This is a genomic window from Devosia sp. Micro-HW1 (assembly GCF_056341075.1).
This window is the reverse complement of sequence record NZ_CP094375.1, coordinates 623,966-642,300: the sequence shown is the minus strand read 5'-3', so window position 1 is coordinate 642,300 and position 18,335 is coordinate 623,966. Positions and strand designations below refer to the sequence as shown.

The window sequence follows — 18,335 nt, the reverse complement described above, 5'->3', positions numbered from 1 at the left end:
GAACATCATATGCCCTCATTTTCGCGCGGACTCGAAAAGGCCCTGCACCAGGCGATGAACCTGGCCCGTGAGCGCAACCATGAGTTTGCGACCCTCGAGCACCTGCTCCTGGCCCTGACCGACGACCGCGACACCGTGGCCGTGCTGACAGGGTGCGACGTCGACATCGACGCCCTGAAGAGCGACCTCGAGGACTTTATCAATGAAGAACTGGACAGCCTGGTCGTGCAGAACGGCCAGGACGCGCGGCCGACCGCCGCGTTCCAGCGCGTCATCCAGCGCGCTGTCATTCACGTCCAGTCATCCGGTCGCGAAGAGGTTACGGGTGCAAATGTGCTCGTCGCCATCTTTGCCGAGCGCGAGAGCCATGCCGCCTATTTCCTGGAACAGCAGGACATGAGCCGGCTCGACGCGGTCAACTTCATCTCCCACGGTATTACCAAGTCTGGCCCCAGCGAAGAGCGCAAGGTGCGGGGCGCCGAGGATGGCGAGAGCCATGCCGAAGGTGGCCCGGAAGCCAAGAAGAGTTCGGCGCTTGCCGATTTCTGCGTCAACCTCAACGAGAAGGCGCGGCTCGGGAAGATCGACCCGCTGATCGGGCGCGATGCCGAGCTACGTCGCACGATACAGGTGCTTTGCCGCCGCTCGAAGAACAACCCGCTCTATGTGGGTGACGCGGGCGTGGGCAAGACGGCAATTGCCGAGGGCCTCGCACGCAAGATCATCGAGGGCGATGTGCCCGAAGTCCTGCAGGAAGCGGTCATTTATGCGCTCGACATGGGCGCGCTGCTGGCCGGCACCCGTTATCGTGGCGACTTCGAGGAGCGCCTAAAGGCGGTGATGAAGGAACTCGAGAAGATGCCCAATGCGGTGCTCTTCATCGACGAAATCCATACCATGATCGGCGCCGGCGCCACTTCGGGCGGTGCGCTCGATGCTTCGAATCTCCTGAAGCCGGCCCTGGCTTCGGGTGCGATCCGCTGCATCGGCTCGACCACCTACAAGGAGTATCGCCAGTTCTTCGAGAAGGACCGTGCCCTGGTGCGGCGCTTCCAGAAGATCGACGTCAACGAACCAACCGTTCCCGATGCCATCGAGATCGTGAAGGGCCTGAAGCCTTATTTCGAGGAATTCCACAAGGTCACCTATACCGACGAGGCCATCAAGTCGGCCGTGGAACTGAGCGCCCGCTACATCACCGACCGGAAGCTTCCGGACAAGGCGATCGACGTGATCGACGAGACTGGGGCCAGCCAGAAGCTGCTGCCTGAAGACCAGCGCAAGAAGGTGATCGACGTCGAGGATATCGAAGCCACGGTTGCCACGATCGCGCGCATTCCGCCCAAGTCGGTCAGCAAGTCCGACGCGGAACTGCTGTCGGGTCTCGAACAGAGCCTCAAGACGGTGGTGTTCGGGCAGGACTCGGCGATTACTGCGCTGTCTTCAGCCATCAAGCTGGCGCGTGCGGGCCTGCGGGAACCGGAAAAGCCGATCGGCTCGTACCTGTTCACCGGCCCGACCGGTGTCGGCAAGACGGAAGTTGCAAAGCAGCTCGCCGATACGCTCGGCGTGGAACTGCTCCGTTTCGACATGTCGGAATATATGGAGCGCCACACGATCAGCCGTCTGCTCGGTGCCCCTCCGGGCTATGTGGGCTTCGACCAGGGCGGCCTCCTGACCGATGGCGTCGACCAGCATCCGCATAGCGTGGTGCTGCTGGACGAAATTGAGAAGGCGCATCCGGATCTCTACAATGTGCTGTTGCAGGTGATGGATCATGGCAAGCTGACCGATCACAACGGCAAGGCGGTGGACTTCCGCAATGTCATCCTGATCATGACGTCCAATGTCGGCGCTGCAGAACTGGCTCGTTCGCCTATCGGCTTTGGCCGCAAGCGCGAGCAGGGGGACGACGAAGAGGCGATCAATCGCACCTTCAGCCCCGAATTCCGCAACCGGCTCGATGCCATCATCTCCTTTGCGCCGCTGCCGCGCGAAACCGTGCGTCGCGTGGTGGAGAAGTTCGTGCTGCAGCTTGAGGGCCAACTGGCCGAACGCGGCGTCACGATCAACCTCACGCCGGAAGCTGCCGACTGGCTGGCCGAGCATGGCTATGACGAACGCATGGGCGCGCGCCCGCTGGGCCGCGTGATCCAGGAACACGTCAAGAAGCCGCTGGCCGACCAGGTGCTGTTCGGCGAGCTGGTCAATGGCGGGTCGGTGACCGTGGCCGTTGTCGGTGAAGGTTCCGAAGCCAAGCTGGAACTGGTAGCGGTGCCGCCGCGCCCGGCCAAGCCCAAGGCGCTGCCGCGGCCCAAGAAGCCGAAGGCGACCGCCGAAAAGAACTGAGGTTCTGCGGCGGAGTGAAATGCGAAAGGCCCGGAGCGATCCGGGCCTTTTGCTTGATTGGTGAGGCTAAAGTCCGCGTCGGCCCGGACTCTATCCCAGGTAGACTTTCAGATTCTTGAGCGAATAGAGCGGGATCAGCGGCAGCAGGATGGGGACTTCGCGCTGGTAGCGCTGGAACTCTTCCTTGGTGTCGTAGCGCTCGGCCTGCTTGAATTCGAGCCGGCGGGCGGAGCCGAGCATGATGAGCTGGATGCAAACCAGGCCGATCAGCGCCAGGGCCCAGTCAAACAGGCTGGCATAGGCGGAGAGGCCCGATACGAAGATGCCCAGCCAGAAGACCATTTCACCAAAGTAGTTTGGGCAGCGCACGAGCGAATAGAGGCCAGTGTCGCAGAAGCGATGAGGATAGGCCTTCTTGAACTGGGTCTTTTGCCAGTCGGCGAGGGTTTCGATGCCGAGGCCAAGGGCGGCGATGGCAAGACCCCAGGGGAGCGAGGGCAGCGCGGCGCCAGTCGATTGCGCCCAGAGGCTGATGAGGGCCGGCGCGTACATGGCCACGTAGAGGGCGGCGACACTGGCCCAGATGACCAGCTTCAACCAGCCCTTGATGTGCAGGGAGCGCTCCTTTGAGGCCTCCAGTTCGCGTGCGAAGCTCGGCTGCCGCTCCCGGGCAATCAGGTGGCTGGACAGGCGCAGGCCATAGACCAGGAGCAGCGCCGACTGGGAAAGGGTGAAGAGATCGAGGGTGGGGCGGTAGGCAAGGGGAAAGACCACCGCCAGCACAGCGATGGAAAAGCCGTAGCCGAGGCTGACGAAGTAGTCGGTGCGGATGAAGCCGAGGGCCGAAACAACTATTGTCAGGAAGAAGGCGAAGGGCAAAGCGGGCCAGGGATAGGCTGCGAGCATCAGGGGTCTCCAATCGACTGACCGCATAACGGAGGAGGCCCGTCATTGGATCGACGCGCGCCACAAGTCGACGCATTGGTGCGGTCTCAAACTGGCCTGGTGCAGATCTCTTCGAATTTGCGCGCGGCGACGGAGAGGCGGCGCTCCTTGTGGTGGAGCATGGTGAAATGCCTGACCGGCAGTCTGATAGCGACCTGGGCAAGTTGCCCGCTGGCAAGAAACGGTGCGACCACAAGCCGTGATAGCGCCGTGGCGCAGGAGCTGTTCAGGACCGCGTGGAGCACGGCCTCGTTGGTGGGCAAGGTCAGGCCGATATCCAGCTCATCGAGGGACACGCCAAGTCCCGTCAGTGCGTGTTCGAACTCGGTCCGAGTGCCGGATCCAGGCTCGCGCATAATCCACTTGAACGCGTAAAGCGCGGAGACGCCGGACGGGACGGGCGCAAGCGAACCAGGGATGACGATGACCAGTTCGTCGGAAAACACATGCCTGGCGGACAAGGCCGGTTCATCGATAGTCCCTTCAATGAGACCAAGCTCGGCCCGGCCATCGAGAACCGAGCGGGCAACGCTGGCAGTATTGCCGATTTCAAAACTGACAGCGACACCCGGATGGCGGGCGGAAAAGTCCATGAGACGGGTCGGCAACCAGTAATTTCCAATGGTCTGGCTGGCTTCGATACTGATGCGACCCATGCGCAGGTCGCCCAGATCATCGAGCACGCCTTCTGCCTGACGGATGGCCGCTAGGGTGCGGCGCGCTTCGGGCAGGAAGGATCTTCCGGCTTGCGACAGCTCGATGCGACGGCCAACGCGCTCAAAGAGGCGAATGCCATGGGCCGCCTCGAGCGCCTTTATGGCCGCGCTGACCGCAGAGGGCGTCAAGCCAATGGCCTCGGAAGCGCGAGTAAGGTGTTCCCGCTCCGCAACGGCGATAAAGATGGCGAGCTGCTCTAGTGTCATCGTTCGATTGTTCGGAATGAAACGTCGCTAATTATGTGATGGAGCGTGACGGTTGCAATCTCTATCTAGAGGTAACACCTCTGGAATAAAATTGTGCCTCGTTTGCCGCGTCTTTTAGCAATCTGGCCCGGTCTGGCCCTCTGTATTGGTATTGCTGTACTCGCCTGGATTTTCGAGTGGGGCGAAATGGCTGTCCTCGGCCACCGTTGGCTCGATGGGCTTGTCGTGGCCATTCTCCTCGGGACCGGCTTCCATACCGCATTCGGTCTTGATCCGCGCCTCCGGGCGGGTGTGAACTTTTCGGCCAAATATGTGCTGGAGCTGGCGATTGTCCTGTTGGGCGGGACGATCAGCGGGGCAGCAATCCTTGGATCGGGTGCGCCGCTGCTGCTGGCCGTGGCGGTCGTGGTGGTGGTGGCGCTGGGCCTGAGCTATGGCATCGGGCGATTGGTCGGGCTCAATGCGCGGCAGGCGACGCTGGTGGCCTGCGGCAATTCCATCTGCGGCAACTCCGCGATCATGGCGGCTGCGCCGGTGATCGACGCGAAGGCCGAGGACGTCGCCGCGTCTATCGGCTTCACGGCCGTATTGGGAATTCTCGTCGTGCTGTTGCTGCCCGCGACGTTCCTGCTGCTCGATCTGTCGCTGGGCCAGTATGGGATCGTCGCTGGTCTCTCCGTTTATGCCGTGCCGCAGGTCCTGGCGGCGACGGCGCAGACTGGGCCCGTGAGTAGCCAGATTGCCACGGTGGTAAAGCTCGTCCGCGTGCTGATGCTCGGGCCGGTGGTGCTGGCTCTGGGGCTCATTAGCGGTACCAGGCAGAGGCGGCGGGTGTCGCTGGGTCTGCTGGTCCCCTGGTTCATCATCGGCTTTGTCGCATTGATGCTGGTACGGAACGCCGGGATGGTGCCCACCGAGTTGGTCAACGGGCTGAGTGCGGCGTCCGGTTATCTTACGCTGGTCGCCATGGCCGCCCTTGGCCTTTCGGTGGACCTGCGCTCGATCCTGGCATCGGGCGGCAGGGTGCTGCTGGCGGGGAGCCTGTCCATCCTGGTTCTGGTGATGCTGGCCCTGATCGCCGTCGCAGTGCTGCCGCCGCTATAGCGCCTACAGTCGCGCTGCGATGTCCTTGGCGAGGGCGGCCAGTTCAGCGTCGTCAGCCCGACCGGTGGCGTGGGCGCCAAGGGCGGTACCTTCATAGGCCGGGATCAGGTGGAAATGCAGGTGGAACACGGTCTGCCCGGCCGGGGCCTCGTTGAACTGGGCGAGGCGGATGCCATCGGCATTGGTGGCGGCTGTTACCGCGGCGGCAACGCGCTGCACCAATGGCATGACGCCGGAGAGGGTGGCAGGATCGGCATCCAGAAGGTTGCGCGATGCGGCCTTGGGAATGACCAGAGTATGGCCCTTCGACTGGGGGAAAATGTCCATCATGACCAGCGCCGTATCGTCTTCGTAGACCTTGTGGCAGGGCAGTTCGCCCTTGAGGATTTTTGCGAAGATGTTGGTGGGATCGTAGGTCATGATTGGCTCTTTCGTTTTAGGTACCCTAGCGGAGTGACCATGGGCCCGAAAGCCCCGCCCTTCGTCATTGCCGGGCTTGTCCCGGCAATCCAGCGGGTGGGGAGGTGGACCACCGGGACAAGCCCGGTGGTGACGATGGAACCGGGTGGCGGCGTCTTGGCTAGGTCCGGGCTACCGCTCCTGCCGTTCGCCCTTGCGGAATGGCGTAAAGGTTTCGAGCAGCTCCTGTTGCTGTTCCACGGCCGGGCGCTCGTCTTCGAGGTAGTCGGCGACGGCGCGGCGGAGTCCGGGATGGGCGATCCAGTGGACGGAATGGGTCAGGACCGGCTCATAGCCGCGGGCCAGCTTGTGTTCGCCCTGGGCGCCTGCTTCGACCACCGCCAGCTTGTGGGCAATGGCGTAGTCGATGGCCTGGTAGTAGCAGACCTCGAAATGCAGGAAGGGTACGTCGCGGACGGCGCCCCAGTTGCGGCCATAGAGGCGGTCCCTGCCGCGGAAGTTGATGGCGCCGGCGATGGGGGTGTCGCCGTCATAGGCGAGCATGAGCACGACGCGGTCGGCCATGTACTCGCCGAGCAGCGAAAAGAAGGTGCGGTTGAGATAGGGGCGCCCCCATTTGCGGGCGCCGGTATCCTCATAAAAGTCGAAGAAGGCGTCCCAGTGCCGCTCCTCGATTTCGCGGCCGGTGAGCCAGCGGACGGTGATGCCATCGGCAAGGGCGTCGCGGCGCTCGCGGCGGATGGTCTTACGCTTGCGGGATGAGAGGGTTTCGAGGAATTCGTCGAAGCTGGCAAAGCCTTTGTTGTGCCAGTGGAACTGAGTGTCGACGCGGCGCAGCCAGTCGAGCCCGTCCGCCAGTTCGGCTTCGGCCTCGGGGACAAAGGTCAGGTGGACCGAGGAGGCATCGAGCCGGCCTGCGAGCTGCTGGGCGGTCGCTAGAAGGGCAGCCCGGGCGTCGAGGCTGCCAGAGGGTACCAGGAGCTTTGGCGCAGTCGCGGGCGTGAAGGGCACGGAGCCCTGAAGCTTCGGGTAGTAGTTGCCCCCGGCGCGTTCGAGTGCATTGGCCCAGCCATGGTCAAAGACATATTCGCCCATGGAGTGGGACTTCAGGAAAAGCGGCAGCAGGCCGACTGCCTGTCCGGTTTGGTCCTTGAGGAGGATGTGCTGCGGCTGCCATCCGGTCTTGCCGGTGGCGCAGCCTGACTCTTCGAGGGCGCGAAAGAAGGCGTGGTCGAGGAAGGGGTTGTCCGGGACGCCCGACGTGGAGGGGACGAGGCTGTTCCAGACCTCGGCGGGAATGGACGCCGTGGAGGGATGAATATTGGCCGTGAAACTGGATTCGGACACTGGGACGGATATCTCTCAGTGGTGAGGTCTGGCCGATATGGGTAGGAGCGGCCCCGGCTTCAACCGGGGCCGGAAAGACTAAACCTCGACGACGGCTTCGATTTCGACGGCCGCACCAAAGGGCAGGGCGGCGACACCGAAGGCGGCGCGGGCATGCTTGCCCTTGTCGCCCAGGACACCGACCAGCAGGTTGGATGCGCCGTTGGCGACCAGGTGGTGCTCGAAGAAATCGGGCGTGGAGGCGACGAGCACGGTCAGTTTGACCACGCGCTTGACTTCGCTGAGCGGCACGCCGGCCATATGGACGATCTGGGCGAGGATGTTGACGGCGCAGAGTTCGGCGGCATTGCCGCCCTGCTGGACATTCATGGTGTCGCCGAGGAGGCCCGTGACGACGCCCTGGTCGTTGCTGGAGAGCTGGCCGGAGACATAGAGAAGGTTGCCGGTACGGGCCACCGGGACGTAGCTGGCCACCGGCGCCTTGGGGGCGGGCAGTTCATAGCCATATTCACGGAGCTTTGCGATCGGGTCGGTCATCTGGATTTGCCTTCGAGGTCGTCTGCTTCTTCTTCGGATACCGGAGCCGATGGTGCATCGGGCCGGGATGAGTAGAGCTTGCCGCGAACCACGGCAGTGCGCCCGAAACGGGTGCGAACCTTGTCCATGGCCCGCTCGGCGGCGGCCTTGCGGGCCACCATGGGCTCCAGCAGGTCGCTGGGATCGGAGCCGTCGGCAGCGTCGAGGCCGGACACGCCAATGCCGATGAGGCGGAAGGCCGTGCCGTCGATTTCGCGCTGCAACAGGCTCATACCGGATTCGTAGAGCACGTTGGCAAGCTGTGTCGGCATCATCAGGTGTCGGGCGCGCGTGCGCAACTTAAATCCTGCCGTCTTGAGCTTGAGCGTGACGGTATCGCCGACCAGCCCCTTCGACTTGAGGCGTTCGGAGAGCCGTTCGGAGCATTTCAGCAGTTCCGTCGACAGGTCATCGAGCGAGGCAATGTCTGAATTGAACGTGGTCTCGGAGGAGACGGTCTTCATCTCGCCGTCGATCGAGACCTTGCGAGCGTCCTGGCCCTGGGCCAGCCGCGCTAGACGGGCGCCGGATTCGCCGTAGAGGCGCATCAGCCTTGTCGGGTCCTCCTGCTGGAGCTGGCCGATCGTGTGATAGCCATCCTTCTTCAGCGTTTCGGAAAACACCTTGCCGACGCCATAGATCAGGCTGATCGGTTTCGGCGCGAGGAAGCCCAGGGTCTCGGCCGCGCCGATGACGGCAAAGCCGCGGGGCTTGTCGAGATCCGAGGCAACCTTGGCCAGAAACTTGTTGTGGCTGAGGCCAACGGAAATGGTGACTCCCACTTCCTGCTCCACGGTGCGGGCGAAACGGGCGAGGCTAAGGGCAGGGGGGGCCTTGTGGACGCGCTCGGTGCCGGTCATGTCCATGAAGGCTTCGTCGATGGACAGCGGTTCGACCAGGGGCGTCAGGGCATCCATGTACTTGCGGATCTGCCGGCTGACCTCCACATACTTGGACATATTGGGCGGTATGATCACGGCGTCGGGGCACAGCTCGCGCGCCTTGAACATCGGCATGGCGGAGCGAACACCGGACTGGCGAGCGATATAGCAACAGGTGGACACGACGCCGCGCTGTCCGCCCCCGATGATCAGGGGCTTGTCGCGCAGGCTCGGGTCATCGCGCTTTTCGACGGAGGCATAGAAGGCATCGCAATCGACGTGCGCGATGGACAGTGAGAAAAGTTCGGCATGGCTCCTGAGTCGCGGCGAGCCGCAGTGCGGGCAGCGGCCGGGAGCGACGGCGCTGCTGCCCGGTGTCAGGCAATCGCGGCAGAACCAGTCGGTCGCCATGTCACTCCGTCCGGTTGAGCTTATGCCAGACGCGCATGAAAGTTTCCGGCGTCAGGCCGGCATTGGCGCACAAGGCGAGCAGAATCGCTTCGTTTGCGGCAAAATAGTCGATGAGGCCGTGCTGCAGACGCACAGTGCCGAGCGCGGCGCGCAGCGATTGAGGGTCGAGGCCCGCATGCTGCATGAAAGCCAGGAGTTCCTCGGGATGTTCCGCAAGGTAGCCCAGGCACTGGTCGGCAAGGGCGGCAACGTCCGGCGCGCGATCGGAAACAGGCAAGTGGTGGCCTCATATGGTGTTTTGTTTAAGTTTCAATGCTAGCCCAGAAGCAATGGAAAGCGAAGTCACGGGACAGCCGCGACAGCGCTTTCGGGCGGGATGCCAGACAGGCGTCCAAGCGAGGTAGAATGCCCAAGAGTGTGATGATCGTCGAAGACAACGAGCTCAACATGAAGCTCTTCAACGATCTGCTAGAATCGCGCGGCTACACCGTGATCCAGACCCGGAACGGCATGGAGGCGCTCGACCTTGCGCGGGCCCATATGCCGGACCTGATCCTCATGGACATCCAGTTGCCCGAGGTCTCGGGGCTGGTGGTGACCAAGTGGCTCAAGGATGACGAGCAGCTCGCCCATATCCCGGTCGTGGCGGTGACGGCCTTCGCCATGAAGGGGGATGAGGAACGCATCCTGCAGGGCGGCTGCGAGGGATATATTTCCAAACCGATCTCCGTGTCTCACTTTCTGGAAACCATTGCCGAATACATTGGTCCAGCCTGAGCGGCGCTGTTTTTTCTGGCGCCTGCGGGCTTTAGTGCTTCCGGGCAGCGCGTAACCTGCGGTCCGGCCAATTGATTGTGTGGTGTGACAGGTCAGAGCAACGGCGCTCGGCGGGTCGCGCATGAGTAACGGGGTGCTGTTGTGACCGCGCGCGTGCTGATCGTTGATGACATTCCAACCAATGTCCGTCTGCTCGAAGCGCGGCTGACCGCCGAATACTACGAGGTCGTCACGGCCAGTTCCGGCGCGCAGGCGCTTGAAATCTGCCAGAACCAGGACATCGACATCGTCCTGCTGGATGTGATGATGCCAGAAATGGACGGTTTCGAGGTATGCCGGCGCCTCAAGGCCAGTTCGAAGACCCATCATCTGCCGGTGCTGATGATCACCGCGCTCGACCAGCCCTCGGACCGAGTTCAGGGCCTGGACGCCGGCGCGGACGATTTCCTGAGCAAGCCCGTTGATGACACCCAGCTGATGGCGCGCGTGAAAAGCCTGGTGCGCCTCAAGTCGCTGACGGACGAATTGCGTGACCGTGCCCTGACTGGCCAGCAGATCGCCATCGAAGATGCGCTGCGGGCCATGGACACTATTTCGGCCAGCGGCGGCAATATCCTCATCATCGACACCGATCGACGCCATGCGGAGCGGATCAAGGGCTACCTCTCCCCCGACCACAGGGTCGATATCCTCAGCGAGCCGGCCGACGCTGTGTTCCAGGTGACGGGCGCCAGTTATGAACTGGCGCTGGTCAGCATGAGCCTCGAGGATTTCGACCCGCTGCGGGTATGCTCGCAGGTGCGGACGGTTGATCACTCGCGCAACCTGCCGATCATCCTGATGGCCGATGTTGCCGACAAGCCCCGCGTGGTTCGCGCGCTGGATCTGGGGGTGAACGATTTCATCAGCCGGCCCGTCGACCGCAATGAGCTGATGGCGCGGGTGCGTACGCAAATCCGCCGCCACCGCTATGCGATGGAGCTGCGGGAAAGCGTCAATAACACCATGGCTTTGGCCGTGACCGATGCGCTGACTGGTCTCTACAACCGGCGCTATTTCGACCGGCATCTGGGCGTGCTTCTCGGCAAAGCGCAGGAGCAGGACCGCGAGATGGCGATGATGATCCTCGATATCGACCACTTCAAGTCCGTCAATGACAATCATGGCCACGATATCGGCGACGCGGTGCTACGAGAGTTCTCAGCACGCCTTAAGCGCAATATCCGTGGAGTCGACCTGGCCTGCCGGTTTGGCGGCGAAGAGTTCGTGGTGCTGATGCCAGATACCGATATCGGGCAGGCTGAGGCCGTGGCGGAGCGCGTTCGCCAGGCCATGGCGGAGAAGCCATTCGAAGTTGGCGCTACGCGTCCGCTGTCGGTTACCGTTTCAGTGGGTGTCTCCATCCGCGAGGGCATGGCGGACACGCAGGAAAGCCTGATCAAGCGTGCCGACGTGGCGCTCTACCGCGCCAAGCGTGAGGGCCGGAACCGCGTCATTCTCGACGCGGCCTGACGCCGATTGGCTAAAACCCTCTCTATTAGGGTTAGGCGTTATAATTAACAAAGAGTTGCTGACCGCAAGGCGCTGGATTCTCTTGGCCTTTCTGCGGCTTGAGAATAGGGTCCTCTTCATAGGGCATAGGGATATTTCCCAATGCTCGATGAGTTCCCTACGGCTTTATCTCAGGTCCGCCGCAACTCCTGAGTTCCCGTAGGGCGGTTGGTCCGGACGCGGACAGAGTGGCCTCTTCGACATGCCGCTCCGGACCAGCCACTCTCTTCCCATACCTGTGGACGTACAGGCGCTCCGCTTCCGTGTTCCTTGCCGCAGGGCGACGGCCGGGAGTGGAGCAGCGCGGCCTGGAGTCCGATCCCGGTGCCAATGGGCGCTTGCAGGCCATGCCGAAGCTGTCGTGGGGTGGGAAATGGCCCTCGGGTCAAACCCGAGGGCGGCGCGGTGAGCGATGTGGAAAAGCTACAAAAACAAAAACCCCGCAATCGCTTGCGGGGTTTCGTTCATTCCAGAAAGGAAGAGCCAGATTACTTGATCTTGGCTTCCTTGAATTCAACATGCTTGCGCACGACCGGGTCGTACTTCTTGAAGGCCAGCTTTTCAGTCTGGGTACGTGCATTCTTCTTCGTCACGTAGAAGAAGCCGGTGTCGGCCGTCGAGACGAGCTTGATCTTGATGGTGGCGGCCTTGGCCATGATAGTGGTCCTTCACAAAGCGAAAGGCGCCGCATCGGGGCAGCGCCGGAATTTGCGCGCAACCTACGGATTTGCTCGCCGTTGTCAAGTGATAGCATGGATCGCGAGAGGCCAAGATGACCGCACCGACCGAATTGCTGCATAAACTGCAGATCAAGGCAGGCTCGAAGCTCTGGCTGATCAATGTGCCGCAGTTCCTGGCGGAGGAATTGTCGGCGGGAGCCGAGGTCGAGATCGTGCACGAAAAGGACGCCTATGACGGTGTTCTGGCGTTTTTCGAAACGCCGGCGGAGGTGCCGGTCCTGGTGCCACGCATTCTCAAGGAAATGCCGCCTGACGGCTTGCTGTGGGTCGCCTATCGGAAGGGACCTGACGCCAAGGCGGCAGGGCTCAATCGCGATACCGGCTGGGAATCGCTCGACACCGCCGGCTGGCGGCCGGTGCGGCAGGTCGCCATCGATGAGGAATGGTCGGGCTTGCGATTCCGGCCGCGGGACCTGGTGAAGGCCAAAGAGGGCAGCCAGTTCGGGTGAGGGAGCCGCCTACTTCCGCACCAACCCAATTCTCGTCATTGCCGGGCTTGTCCCGGCAGTCCAGATTTTGGGGACATGGACCACCGGGACAAGCCCGGTGGTCACGACAGAGGCGGATTTAGCGGATGGTGTTGGGCTCAGTCCTTCTGGCCGGTTCCGAAGCCATACATACGATTAGCCCATTGCAGGCCGATGATGGCGCCCTTGATGGAGGGCAGCATGGCCAGCGGCAGGACGATGGCCAGAGGAATCATGGTCACCACATAGGTGATGGGCTGGACTTGATAAGCCATATCCATATGCAGCATCAGGAAGATGATGATGTGGCCCACGATGGTGATGGCGATATAGGGCGGGAAGTCGTCAGCACGGTGGTGATTGAGCTCTTCACCGCACACATTGCACTCGTCGGCAGCCTTCAGATAAGCGCGGAACATCTTGCCCTGGCCGCAATGGGGACAGCGGCAAAGGGCGCCTCGCCACATAGCCTGGCCTACGCTCCGCTGATCGAGAGTTCGAGTCTGATCGGTCATCAGTTATCTCTTTCTCCGGCCTGATCCTTTGGAAGACTTGGGGCCGAAGCTCCTAGATGGTCCCTTCCGTAGCCGTTTTCCAGATGGCGGATTGCCGCGCTTGCCCTCGGACAGGAGCTCAAAGCGCAGCGCACCGGCCACGGGTGCTGCTTCAAGTAGCCGGACCTCAACGCGGTCGCCCAGGGTAAAGGTTTCACCCGTGCGTTCACCAATCATCGCCTGCCGCTCCTCGACGAAGCGATAGTAGTCCTGTCCCAGTGTCGAGGCGGGGATAAACCCGTCGGCGCCGGTTTCGAGCAGGCGGATGAAGAGGCCTGATCGGGTGATTCCGGAAATGCGGCCCATGAAGCGGGCGCCGATGCGTTCGGCAAGGTATTGTGCCAGCAGGCGATCGGAGGTTTCTCGTTCGGCCAGCATGGCTCGGCGCTCGGTGGCCGAAATGTGCTGGGCGATGCCGGGCAGTTTTGCCGCTTCCTGGTCCGTGAGACCGTCGTCACCGAGACCTAATGCCCGAACCAGCGCCCGGTGCACGATAAGGTCCGCATAGCGGCGGATGGGCGAGGTGAAGTGGGCGTAGCGGTCGAGATTGAGGCCGAAATGGCCGTAATTCTCGGCAGCATATTCGGCCTGCGCCTGCGAGCGGAGAACCATTTCGCTGACCTGCTCGATATTGCCGGCCTTGCGGGCCTGGCCGAGGATGCCGTTGAAATCGGAGGCGCGGACGCTGTCGGATTTCTTCACCGAAATGTCGAGCGAGCCGAGGAATTCCCGCAGGGCCTGGAGTTTTTCGGAGCTGGGCTCGTCATGGACGCGATAGAGCAGCTCGCTGCGCTTCTGTTCGAGCGTTTCGGCGGCCGCGACATTGGCGGCGATCATCATTTCCTCGATGAGGCGATGGGCCTCAAGGCGCTCGGGGACGTGGATGTCGCGGACCATGCCCTTGTCGTCGAGCAGGATCTTGCGCTCAGGCAGGTCGAGATCGAGCGGCCCACGCTGGTCCCTGGCCGATGCCATGGCGTCGTAGGCGGCCCAGAGGGGGCGCAGAATGGGGTCGAGCAGGGGGCCGGTCTGGTCGTCGGCATTGCCATCGATGGCCGCCTGCGCCTGCTGGTAGCTGAGCTTGGCGGCCGAGCGCATGAGAATGCGATGGAAGCTGTGGCTCTTCTTGCGGCCATCGGGGCCGAGCACCATGCGGACGGCAAGGGCCGCGCGCGGGACGCCCTCTTTCAGCGAGCATAGCTCGTTGGAAATGCGCTCGGGCAGCATGGGGACGACGCGGTCTGGGAAATAGACCGAATTGCCGCGGATATAGGCCTCGCGGTCGAGCGCTGTGCCGGGGCGGACATAGGCCGCGACGTCGGCAATGGCAACAGTGACGACAAAGCCGCCCTTGTTGTTGGGGTCTTCGTCCAGTGCGGCGTGGACCGCGTCATCGTGGTCCTTGGCGTCTGCCGGGTCGATGGTGATGAGCGGAAGATCGCGCCAGTCTTCTCGGCCTTTCAGCGTGGCTTCCCTGGCCTCCTCGGCCTCGCGGAGGACGCTTTGGGGGAAGACGTGCGGGATTTCGAGATTGTGGATGGCAATCAGCGAAACTGCGCCTTCGGAATTGGGATTGCCGACGACTTTTGTCACTTTGGCGCGGGGGATCATCAGGCGGCCCGAGAAGAGCACCTCCACCTCGACCAGATCGCCGTCGCCAGCATCGCCCAAGTCGCCCAGGGCAATGCGCATTTCCTTCTGCTTGCGGTCGACCGGGATGAGGCGCGCGCCCTCGTCGTCCTTGCGGACGATGCCGATCTGGCCGCGCCGGGGCTTGTCCAGCACCTTCATGGGGCGGGCGGTATAGTCGGGGATGACGTCCTCGCCGGCATCAATGCGGGCGAGAATACGATCGCCGGGCGCCGGGACGACACGGGCATCGCGACCCGTGAGCACGCGGACGCGCGGCATCTCGCCTTCTTCCGGATTCCACTGCGCCGGAAAGGCGTGGAGATTATCCGGATCGGCATCGGAAGGGATGTCCAGCACCGTGACATGGGGCAGGGCGGCTGTTCGACGCAGCGCCTTGCGGGTGCGGGTGATGACGCCCTCGCCCTCCAGCTCGGCCAGCATGGCCTTGAAAGGGCGGCGCAAATCGCCGCGGATGCCAAAGACCTTGGCCAGGTCGCGCTTTCCCTTGATGTCATCTTCCTGCGCCAGCGCTTCGAGCAATTGCTCGCGTGACGGCAGCCGGTCGGCAACGGGCAGGCGGGGGCGCCTCGGGCCGGACGTATTTTTGGGCTTGGTGGTCTTGGGTGTAGTGGGCTTGGCCATGAAGTCGCGATCTGAAGATTTGCCCCCTATGTAGGGGATTGGCAGGTTTTTGCCAAACGAGGCCAGCGAATGGGTGGTGCGCAATCTGCGCCAACCTCTTGTGACCAGGCCCGCCGAAAGGCTATCCCTTGGCACAAACAAGAAGGAGGGGACCAATGCCCGCCGAGATTCTGCCGCTGATCCTGGCCGCCGTCCTGGGTTATCTTTCTGGTTCAATCCCCTTCGGACTGATCCTGACCGGGGCAGCTGGGCTTGGCGATATCCGCTCCATCGGTTCGGGCAATATCGGCGCCACCAACGTGCTGCGCACCGGCAACAAGAAGATCGCCGCCGCAACGCTGGTGCTCGATGCGCTCAAGGCCGTCGTACCCATCCTCGTGGCTCGCTATTTCTGGGGCGAGGATGCCGCCCGCGTCGCCGCCATCGGGGCCTTTCTTGGACACTGCTTCCCCGTCTGGCTGGGTTTCAAGGGGGGCAAGGGCGTTGCCGTGATGATCGGCTCCACGCTGGCCCTGAGCTGGCCGGTGGGCCTCATCTTCTGCGCGGTCTGGCTGCTGATCGCCTATACCCGCAAGATTTCCTCGCTGGCCGCGCTGACGGCCGCTGCGACCGCGCCAATCTTCGCCTATGTCTTCAGCGGCGAGCGGCTGGCTTTGGTTGTGGCCGGGCTGGCGCTGCTGTTGTTCTACCAGCACCGCGAGAATATCGGGCGGTTGCTCAAGGGCACCGAGCCCACCATCGGCGGCAGCAAGAAGGTCAGCTGATGCACAAGGGCCGGGTGACCACGACGTTCACATCGGCCCAGCGCATCGCCTGGCTGCGGTTGATCCGAACCGACTCTATCGGCCCCGCTACATTCCACCAACTGCTCCACCGCTTCGGTTCTGCGGAGGCGGCCCTCGAGGCTTTGCCGGACCTCAGCCGGAAGGCGGGGCGGCCGGTGGTACCGATCAGCATGGCGCGGGCGGAGGACGAGGTGGCGAACCTGTCGCGTCTTGGCGCCCGGCTGGTGGCGCAGGGCGAACCCGACTATCCCGGCCATTTGCACCATATTTCCGGCGCGCCGCCAGTCATCACGATGGCGGGTGGTGCGCGTCTGGACTGGAAGCGGACCGTTGGCATTGTGGGTGCCCGCAACGCTTCCACTGCGGGCCTCAAGATGACGCGCATTCTGGCGGGTGACCTCGGCGAACGCGGATATACTGTCGTGTCTGGTCTGGCGCGGGGCATCGATACTGCGGCCCACCGGGCAAGCCTTGAAACGGGTACGATTGCCGTGCTGGCGGGCGGGTTTGACCAGATCTATCCGGACGAGAATATTCCGCTGGCCCATGACATTCTCGACCATGGCGGCGCCCTGCTCACCGAAATGCCGTTCGGCTGGGAGCCCCGTGCACGCGACTTTCCGAGGCGTAACCGACTGGTTTCCGGATTGTCGCTGGGCATCGTCGTGGTCGAGGCGGCCAGGAGGTCTGGCTCGCTGATCACGGCGCGCCTGGCCCTGGAACAGAACCGCGATGTGTTTGCTGTGCCCGGATCACCACTTGATCCAAGGGCAGAGGGTGGCAACCACCTCATTCAGCAGGGGGCCAGGCTCGTCACCAATGCCGAGGACATTATCGAGGTGATAGGGGGTGCTGACCCGTCCCGGCACGTCCTGTTCGACCCGGAATGGCGGCCCGACGGGGAGTTCGTGGGCGAGGCCGAACCGGCTGCGGATGATCGGGCGCGGGTGCTCGAGGCGCTGAGCTCAACGCCGGTGGAGGTGGATGAGCTGATCGTCCAGACGGGGATCGCGCCGCATGTGATGCAGGTGATCTTGCTGGAGCTGGACCTCGGTGGGCAGGTGGAGTGGTCGAGCGGGCAGCTGGTTGCGCTGCGGCACGGGTGATTTCCCCCTTATACCCTTCGGGCACCTTCTCCCACGAGAGGAGAAGGAAGAAGTCAGCAGAAGATCGGTTCTTCGTGCAGGGCAACGCCGAAGCGCGCTCGGACGGTGCTTTTGACGTGGGCCGCGAGGGCGGCGACGTCGGATTGGCGGGCGCCGCCGTGGTTGACGACGACCAGAGCGTGGCGAGCGGACATGCCTACGGGGCCCATGCGGAAGCCCTTCAGGCCGCTCTTCTCGATCAGCCAGCCGGCCGAGAGTTTCGTCTGGCCATCCGGCTGGAGGTAGCTCGGCGCCTCGGGGAATTCCGAAAGAACCTTGGCCGCGACGGCAGCGGGCATGATCGGGTTCTGGAAAAATGACCCTGCATTGGGTTCCGTCCGCCAGTCCGGCAGTTTGCTGAGGCGCAGCGCGATCACACGGTCCATGACCATGCGCGGCGTGAGACTTTCGGCATCCTCGAGGTCGCTCAGTCCAGCAAAGCGCAGATTGGCCCGCCAGAGCTTTGGCAGGGCCAGGCGGATGGCAAGGACGACGTAGCGGTCAGGCTGCTGCTTGAAGGCGCTGTCGCGGTAGGCGAAGCCACAGGCAGCCTTGTCGAAACTGACGCGCTCGCCGGTATGACGGTCATAAGCGTCGAGCGAATGAAAGAAATCGGCCAGTTCAGCGCCATAGGCGCCAATGTTCTGGACGGGGGCGGCGCCCGCCGTGCCGGGGATCAGCGCCAGGTTCTCGATGCCGCCAAGTCCCTGCTCGACAGTCCAGGTGACCAGATCGTGCCAGGTTTCGCCGGCAGCCGCTTCGATGAGGACGTTATTGGTGGTTTCCTCGATGACGCGGCGCCCGGTCAGGGCGACAAGTGCGGTGATGCCATCGAAGGCCTCTGCGAGGACCACATTGCTGCCGCCGCCCAGAACCCGAACAGGCAGGTTTTGCGCCGATGCATGTTCAAAGAGAACGGGCAGCATCTCGACGGAGCTGATCTTGAAGCCAAAGCGCGAGCGGGCGTGCAGGGCCAGGGTGTTGCGCGCAGACAGGTCGAAATCGGGAATGAGGTCGAGAGGCAGGTCGGTCATTGTGCTCGCTTTGCCCTTGTCTCCGGGATTATTGGCGTTCGAGTCCGCCCTA

The 18,335-nt window shown here is 63.0% G+C and carries 18 protein-coding genes; 7 read left to right on the top strand and 11 right to left on the bottom strand.

Annotated features, from left to right (window positions below; all coding sequences use genetic code 11):
• The first annotated feature begins 9 nt into the window (after positions 1-9).
• A complete protein-coding gene (gene clpA / locus MQW79_RS02975) occupies positions 10-2,349 on the top strand; it encodes an ATP-dependent Clp protease ATP-binding subunit ClpA (protein WP_476586743.1) in 2,340 nt (779 codons plus the stop codon).
• A 90-nt stretch (positions 2,350-2,439) separates the two neighbouring features.
• Here the strand turns inward: clpA and MQW79_RS02970 are convergent, their stop codons facing one another.
• Positions 2,440-3,255: a DUF1295 domain-containing protein gene (locus MQW79_RS02970; RefSeq protein ID WP_476586742.1), complete on the bottom strand. Its 816-nt coding sequence runs from the start codon at positions 3,253-3,255 to the stop codon at positions 2,440-2,442.
• Between the two features lie 86 nt (positions 3,256-3,341).
• Complete coding sequence (locus MQW79_RS02965) at positions 3,342-4,217, bottom strand: LysR substrate-binding domain-containing protein (protein WP_476586741.1); 876 nt, start codon at positions 4,215-4,217, stop codon at positions 3,342-3,344.
• Positions 4,218-4,310: 93 nt separating this feature from the next.
• On the opposite strand from MQW79_RS02965, the gene MQW79_RS02960 reads away from it, so the two are divergent.
• The gene (locus tag MQW79_RS02960; protein ID WP_476586740.1) at positions 4,311-5,321 is read left to right on the top strand and encodes a YeiH family protein; all 1,011 of its coding nucleotides are present in this window, start codon (positions 4,311-4,313) and stop codon (positions 5,319-5,321) included.
• 3 nt (positions 5,322-5,324) lie between these two features.
• On the opposite strand, the gene MQW79_RS02955 is transcribed toward MQW79_RS02960, so the two are convergent.
• The 5 genes from MQW79_RS02955 to MQW79_RS02935 form a co-directional block, all read right to left on the bottom strand.
• Complete coding sequence (locus tag MQW79_RS02955) at positions 5,325-5,741, bottom strand: HIT family protein (protein WP_476586739.1); 417 nt, start codon at positions 5,739-5,741, stop codon at positions 5,325-5,327.
• A 171-nt stretch (positions 5,742-5,912) separates the two neighbouring features.
• The gene (locus MQW79_RS02950; RefSeq protein WP_476586738.1) at positions 5,913-7,088 is read right to left on the bottom strand and encodes a GNAT family N-acetyltransferase; all 1,176 of its coding nucleotides are present in this window, start codon (positions 7,086-7,088) and stop codon (positions 5,913-5,915) included.
• A 78-nt stretch (positions 7,089-7,166) separates the two neighbouring features.
• Positions 7,167-7,625, bottom strand: coding sequence for a RidA family protein (locus tag MQW79_RS02945; protein ID WP_476586737.1), 459 nt, complete (start codon positions 7,623-7,625; stop codon positions 7,167-7,169).
• Positions 7,622-8,956, bottom strand: coding sequence for a DNA polymerase IV (locus MQW79_RS02940; RefSeq protein ID WP_476586736.1), 1,335 nt, complete (start codon positions 8,954-8,956; stop codon positions 7,622-7,624). Before MQW79_RS02940 ends, MQW79_RS02945 begins: the two co-directional genes overlap by 4 nt.
• Position 8,957: 1 nt before the next feature.
• The gene (locus tag MQW79_RS02935) at positions 8,958-9,233 is read right to left on the bottom strand and encodes a DUF3572 family protein (RefSeq protein WP_476586735.1); all 276 of its coding nucleotides are present in this window, start codon (positions 9,231-9,233) and stop codon (positions 8,958-8,960) included.
• 128 nt (positions 9,234-9,361) lie between these two features.
• Between MQW79_RS02935 and MQW79_RS02930 the strand changes: the two genes are divergently transcribed.
• Positions 9,362-9,733, top strand: coding sequence for a response regulator (locus MQW79_RS02930; RefSeq protein ID WP_476586734.1), 372 nt, complete (start codon positions 9,362-9,364; stop codon positions 9,731-9,733).
• A 141-nt stretch (positions 9,734-9,874) separates the two neighbouring features.
• Positions 9,875-11,245 (top strand): PleD family two-component system response regulator, encoded by a 1,371-nt coding sequence (locus tag MQW79_RS02925; RefSeq protein WP_476586733.1) that lies wholly within the window; start codon positions 9,875-9,877, stop codon positions 11,243-11,245.
• A 527-nt stretch (positions 11,246-11,772) separates the two neighbouring features.
• Here the strand turns inward: MQW79_RS02925 and rpmG are convergent.
• Positions 11,773-11,940, bottom strand: a complete 168-nt coding sequence (gene rpmG / locus MQW79_RS02920) for a 50S ribosomal protein L33 (RefSeq protein WP_046104197.1) — start codon at positions 11,938-11,940, stop codon at positions 11,773-11,775.
• A 116-nt stretch (positions 11,941-12,056) separates the two neighbouring features.
• Between rpmG and MQW79_RS02915 the strand changes: the two genes are divergently transcribed.
• On the top strand, positions 12,057-12,473 hold the full coding sequence (locus MQW79_RS02915; protein WP_476586732.1) for a hypothetical protein: 417 nt from the start codon (positions 12,057-12,059) through the stop codon (positions 12,471-12,473).
• A 137-nt stretch (positions 12,474-12,610) separates the two neighbouring features.
• Here the strand turns inward: MQW79_RS02915 and MQW79_RS02910 are convergent, their stop codons facing one another.
• A complete protein-coding gene (locus tag MQW79_RS02910) occupies positions 12,611-13,006 on the bottom strand; it encodes a DUF983 domain-containing protein (RefSeq protein WP_476586731.1) in 396 nt (131 codons plus the stop codon).
• A gap of 3 nt (positions 13,007-13,009) precedes the next feature.
• The gene (rnr, locus tag MQW79_RS02905) at positions 13,010-15,319 is read right to left on the bottom strand and encodes a ribonuclease R (protein WP_476586730.1); all 2,310 of its coding nucleotides are present in this window, start codon (positions 15,317-15,319) and stop codon (positions 13,010-13,012) included.
• Between the two features lie 155 nt (positions 15,320-15,474).
• Here rnr and plsY point away from each other — a divergent pair, with 155 nt between their 5' ends.
• Both plsY and dprA read left to right on the top strand, forming a co-directional pair.
• Positions 15,475-16,083, top strand: coding sequence for a glycerol-3-phosphate 1-O-acyltransferase PlsY (gene plsY / locus MQW79_RS02900; RefSeq protein WP_476586729.1), 609 nt, complete (start codon positions 15,475-15,477; stop codon positions 16,081-16,083).
• On the top strand, positions 16,083-17,210 hold the full coding sequence (dprA, locus tag MQW79_RS02895) for a DNA-processing protein DprA (RefSeq protein WP_476586728.1): 1,128 nt from the start codon (positions 16,083-16,085) through the stop codon (positions 17,208-17,210). The genes plsY and dprA overlap by 1 nt, the downstream gene beginning before the upstream one ends.
• Positions 17,211-17,263: 53 nt before the next feature.
• Here dprA and murB read toward each other — a convergent pair whose 3' ends face one another.
• Positions 17,264-18,283, bottom strand: a complete 1,020-nt coding sequence (gene murB, locus MQW79_RS02890) for a UDP-N-acetylmuramate dehydrogenase (RefSeq protein ID WP_476586726.1) — start codon at positions 18,281-18,283, stop codon at positions 17,264-17,266.
• Between the last annotated feature and the right edge of the window lie 52 nt (positions 18,284-18,335).

Excerpts from the sequence above, each read along its gene's own strand:
- MQW79_RS02955 (WP_476586739.1), bottom strand. The coding sequence starts at position 5,741 with ATGACCTACGATCCCACCAACATCTTCGCAAAAATCCTCAAGGGCGAA.
- murB (WP_476586726.1), bottom strand. The coding sequence starts at position 18,283 with ATGACCGACCTGCCTCTCGACCTCATTCCCGATTTCGACCTGTCTGCG.
- MQW79_RS02910 (WP_476586731.1), bottom strand. The coding sequence starts at position 13,006 with ATGACCGATCAGACTCGAACTCTCGATCAGCGGAGCGTAGGCCAGGCT.
- MQW79_RS02945 (WP_476586737.1), bottom strand. The coding sequence starts at position 7,625 with ATGACCGACCCGATCGCAAAGCTCCGTGAATATGGCTATGAACTGCCC.
- MQW79_RS02965 (WP_476586741.1), bottom strand. The coding sequence starts at position 4,217 with ATGACACTAGAGCAGCTCGCCATCTTTATCGCCGTTGCGGAGCGGGAA.
- plsY (WP_476586729.1), top strand. The coding sequence starts at position 15,475 with ATGCCCGCCGAGATTCTGCCGCTGATCCTGGCCGCCGTCCTGGGTTAT.
- MQW79_RS02915 (WP_476586732.1), top strand. The coding sequence starts at position 12,057 with ATGACCGCACCGACCGAATTGCTGCATAAACTGCAGATCAAGGCAGGC.
- MQW79_RS02970 (WP_476586742.1), bottom strand. The coding sequence starts at position 3,255 with ATGCTCGCAGCCTATCCCTGGCCCGCTTTGCCCTTCGCCTTCTTCCTG.
- MQW79_RS02940 (WP_476586736.1), bottom strand. The coding sequence starts at position 8,956 with ATGGCGACCGACTGGTTCTGCCGCGATTGCCTGACACCGGGCAGCAGC.
- clpA (WP_476586743.1), top strand. The coding sequence starts at position 10 with ATGCCCTCATTTTCGCGCGGACTCGAAAAGGCCCTGCACCAGGCGATG.
- MQW79_RS02930 (WP_476586734.1), top strand. The coding sequence starts at position 9,362 with ATGCCCAAGAGTGTGATGATCGTCGAAGACAACGAGCTCAACATGAAG.
- rnr (WP_476586730.1), bottom strand. The coding sequence starts at position 15,319 with ATGGCCAAGCCCACTACACCCAAGACCACCAAGCCCAAAAATACGTCC.
- dprA (WP_476586728.1), top strand. The coding sequence starts at position 16,083 with ATGCACAAGGGCCGGGTGACCACGACGTTCACATCGGCCCAGCGCATC.
- rpmG (WP_046104197.1), bottom strand. The coding sequence starts at position 11,940 with ATGGCCAAGGCCGCCACCATCAAGATCAAGCTCGTCTCGACGGCCGAC.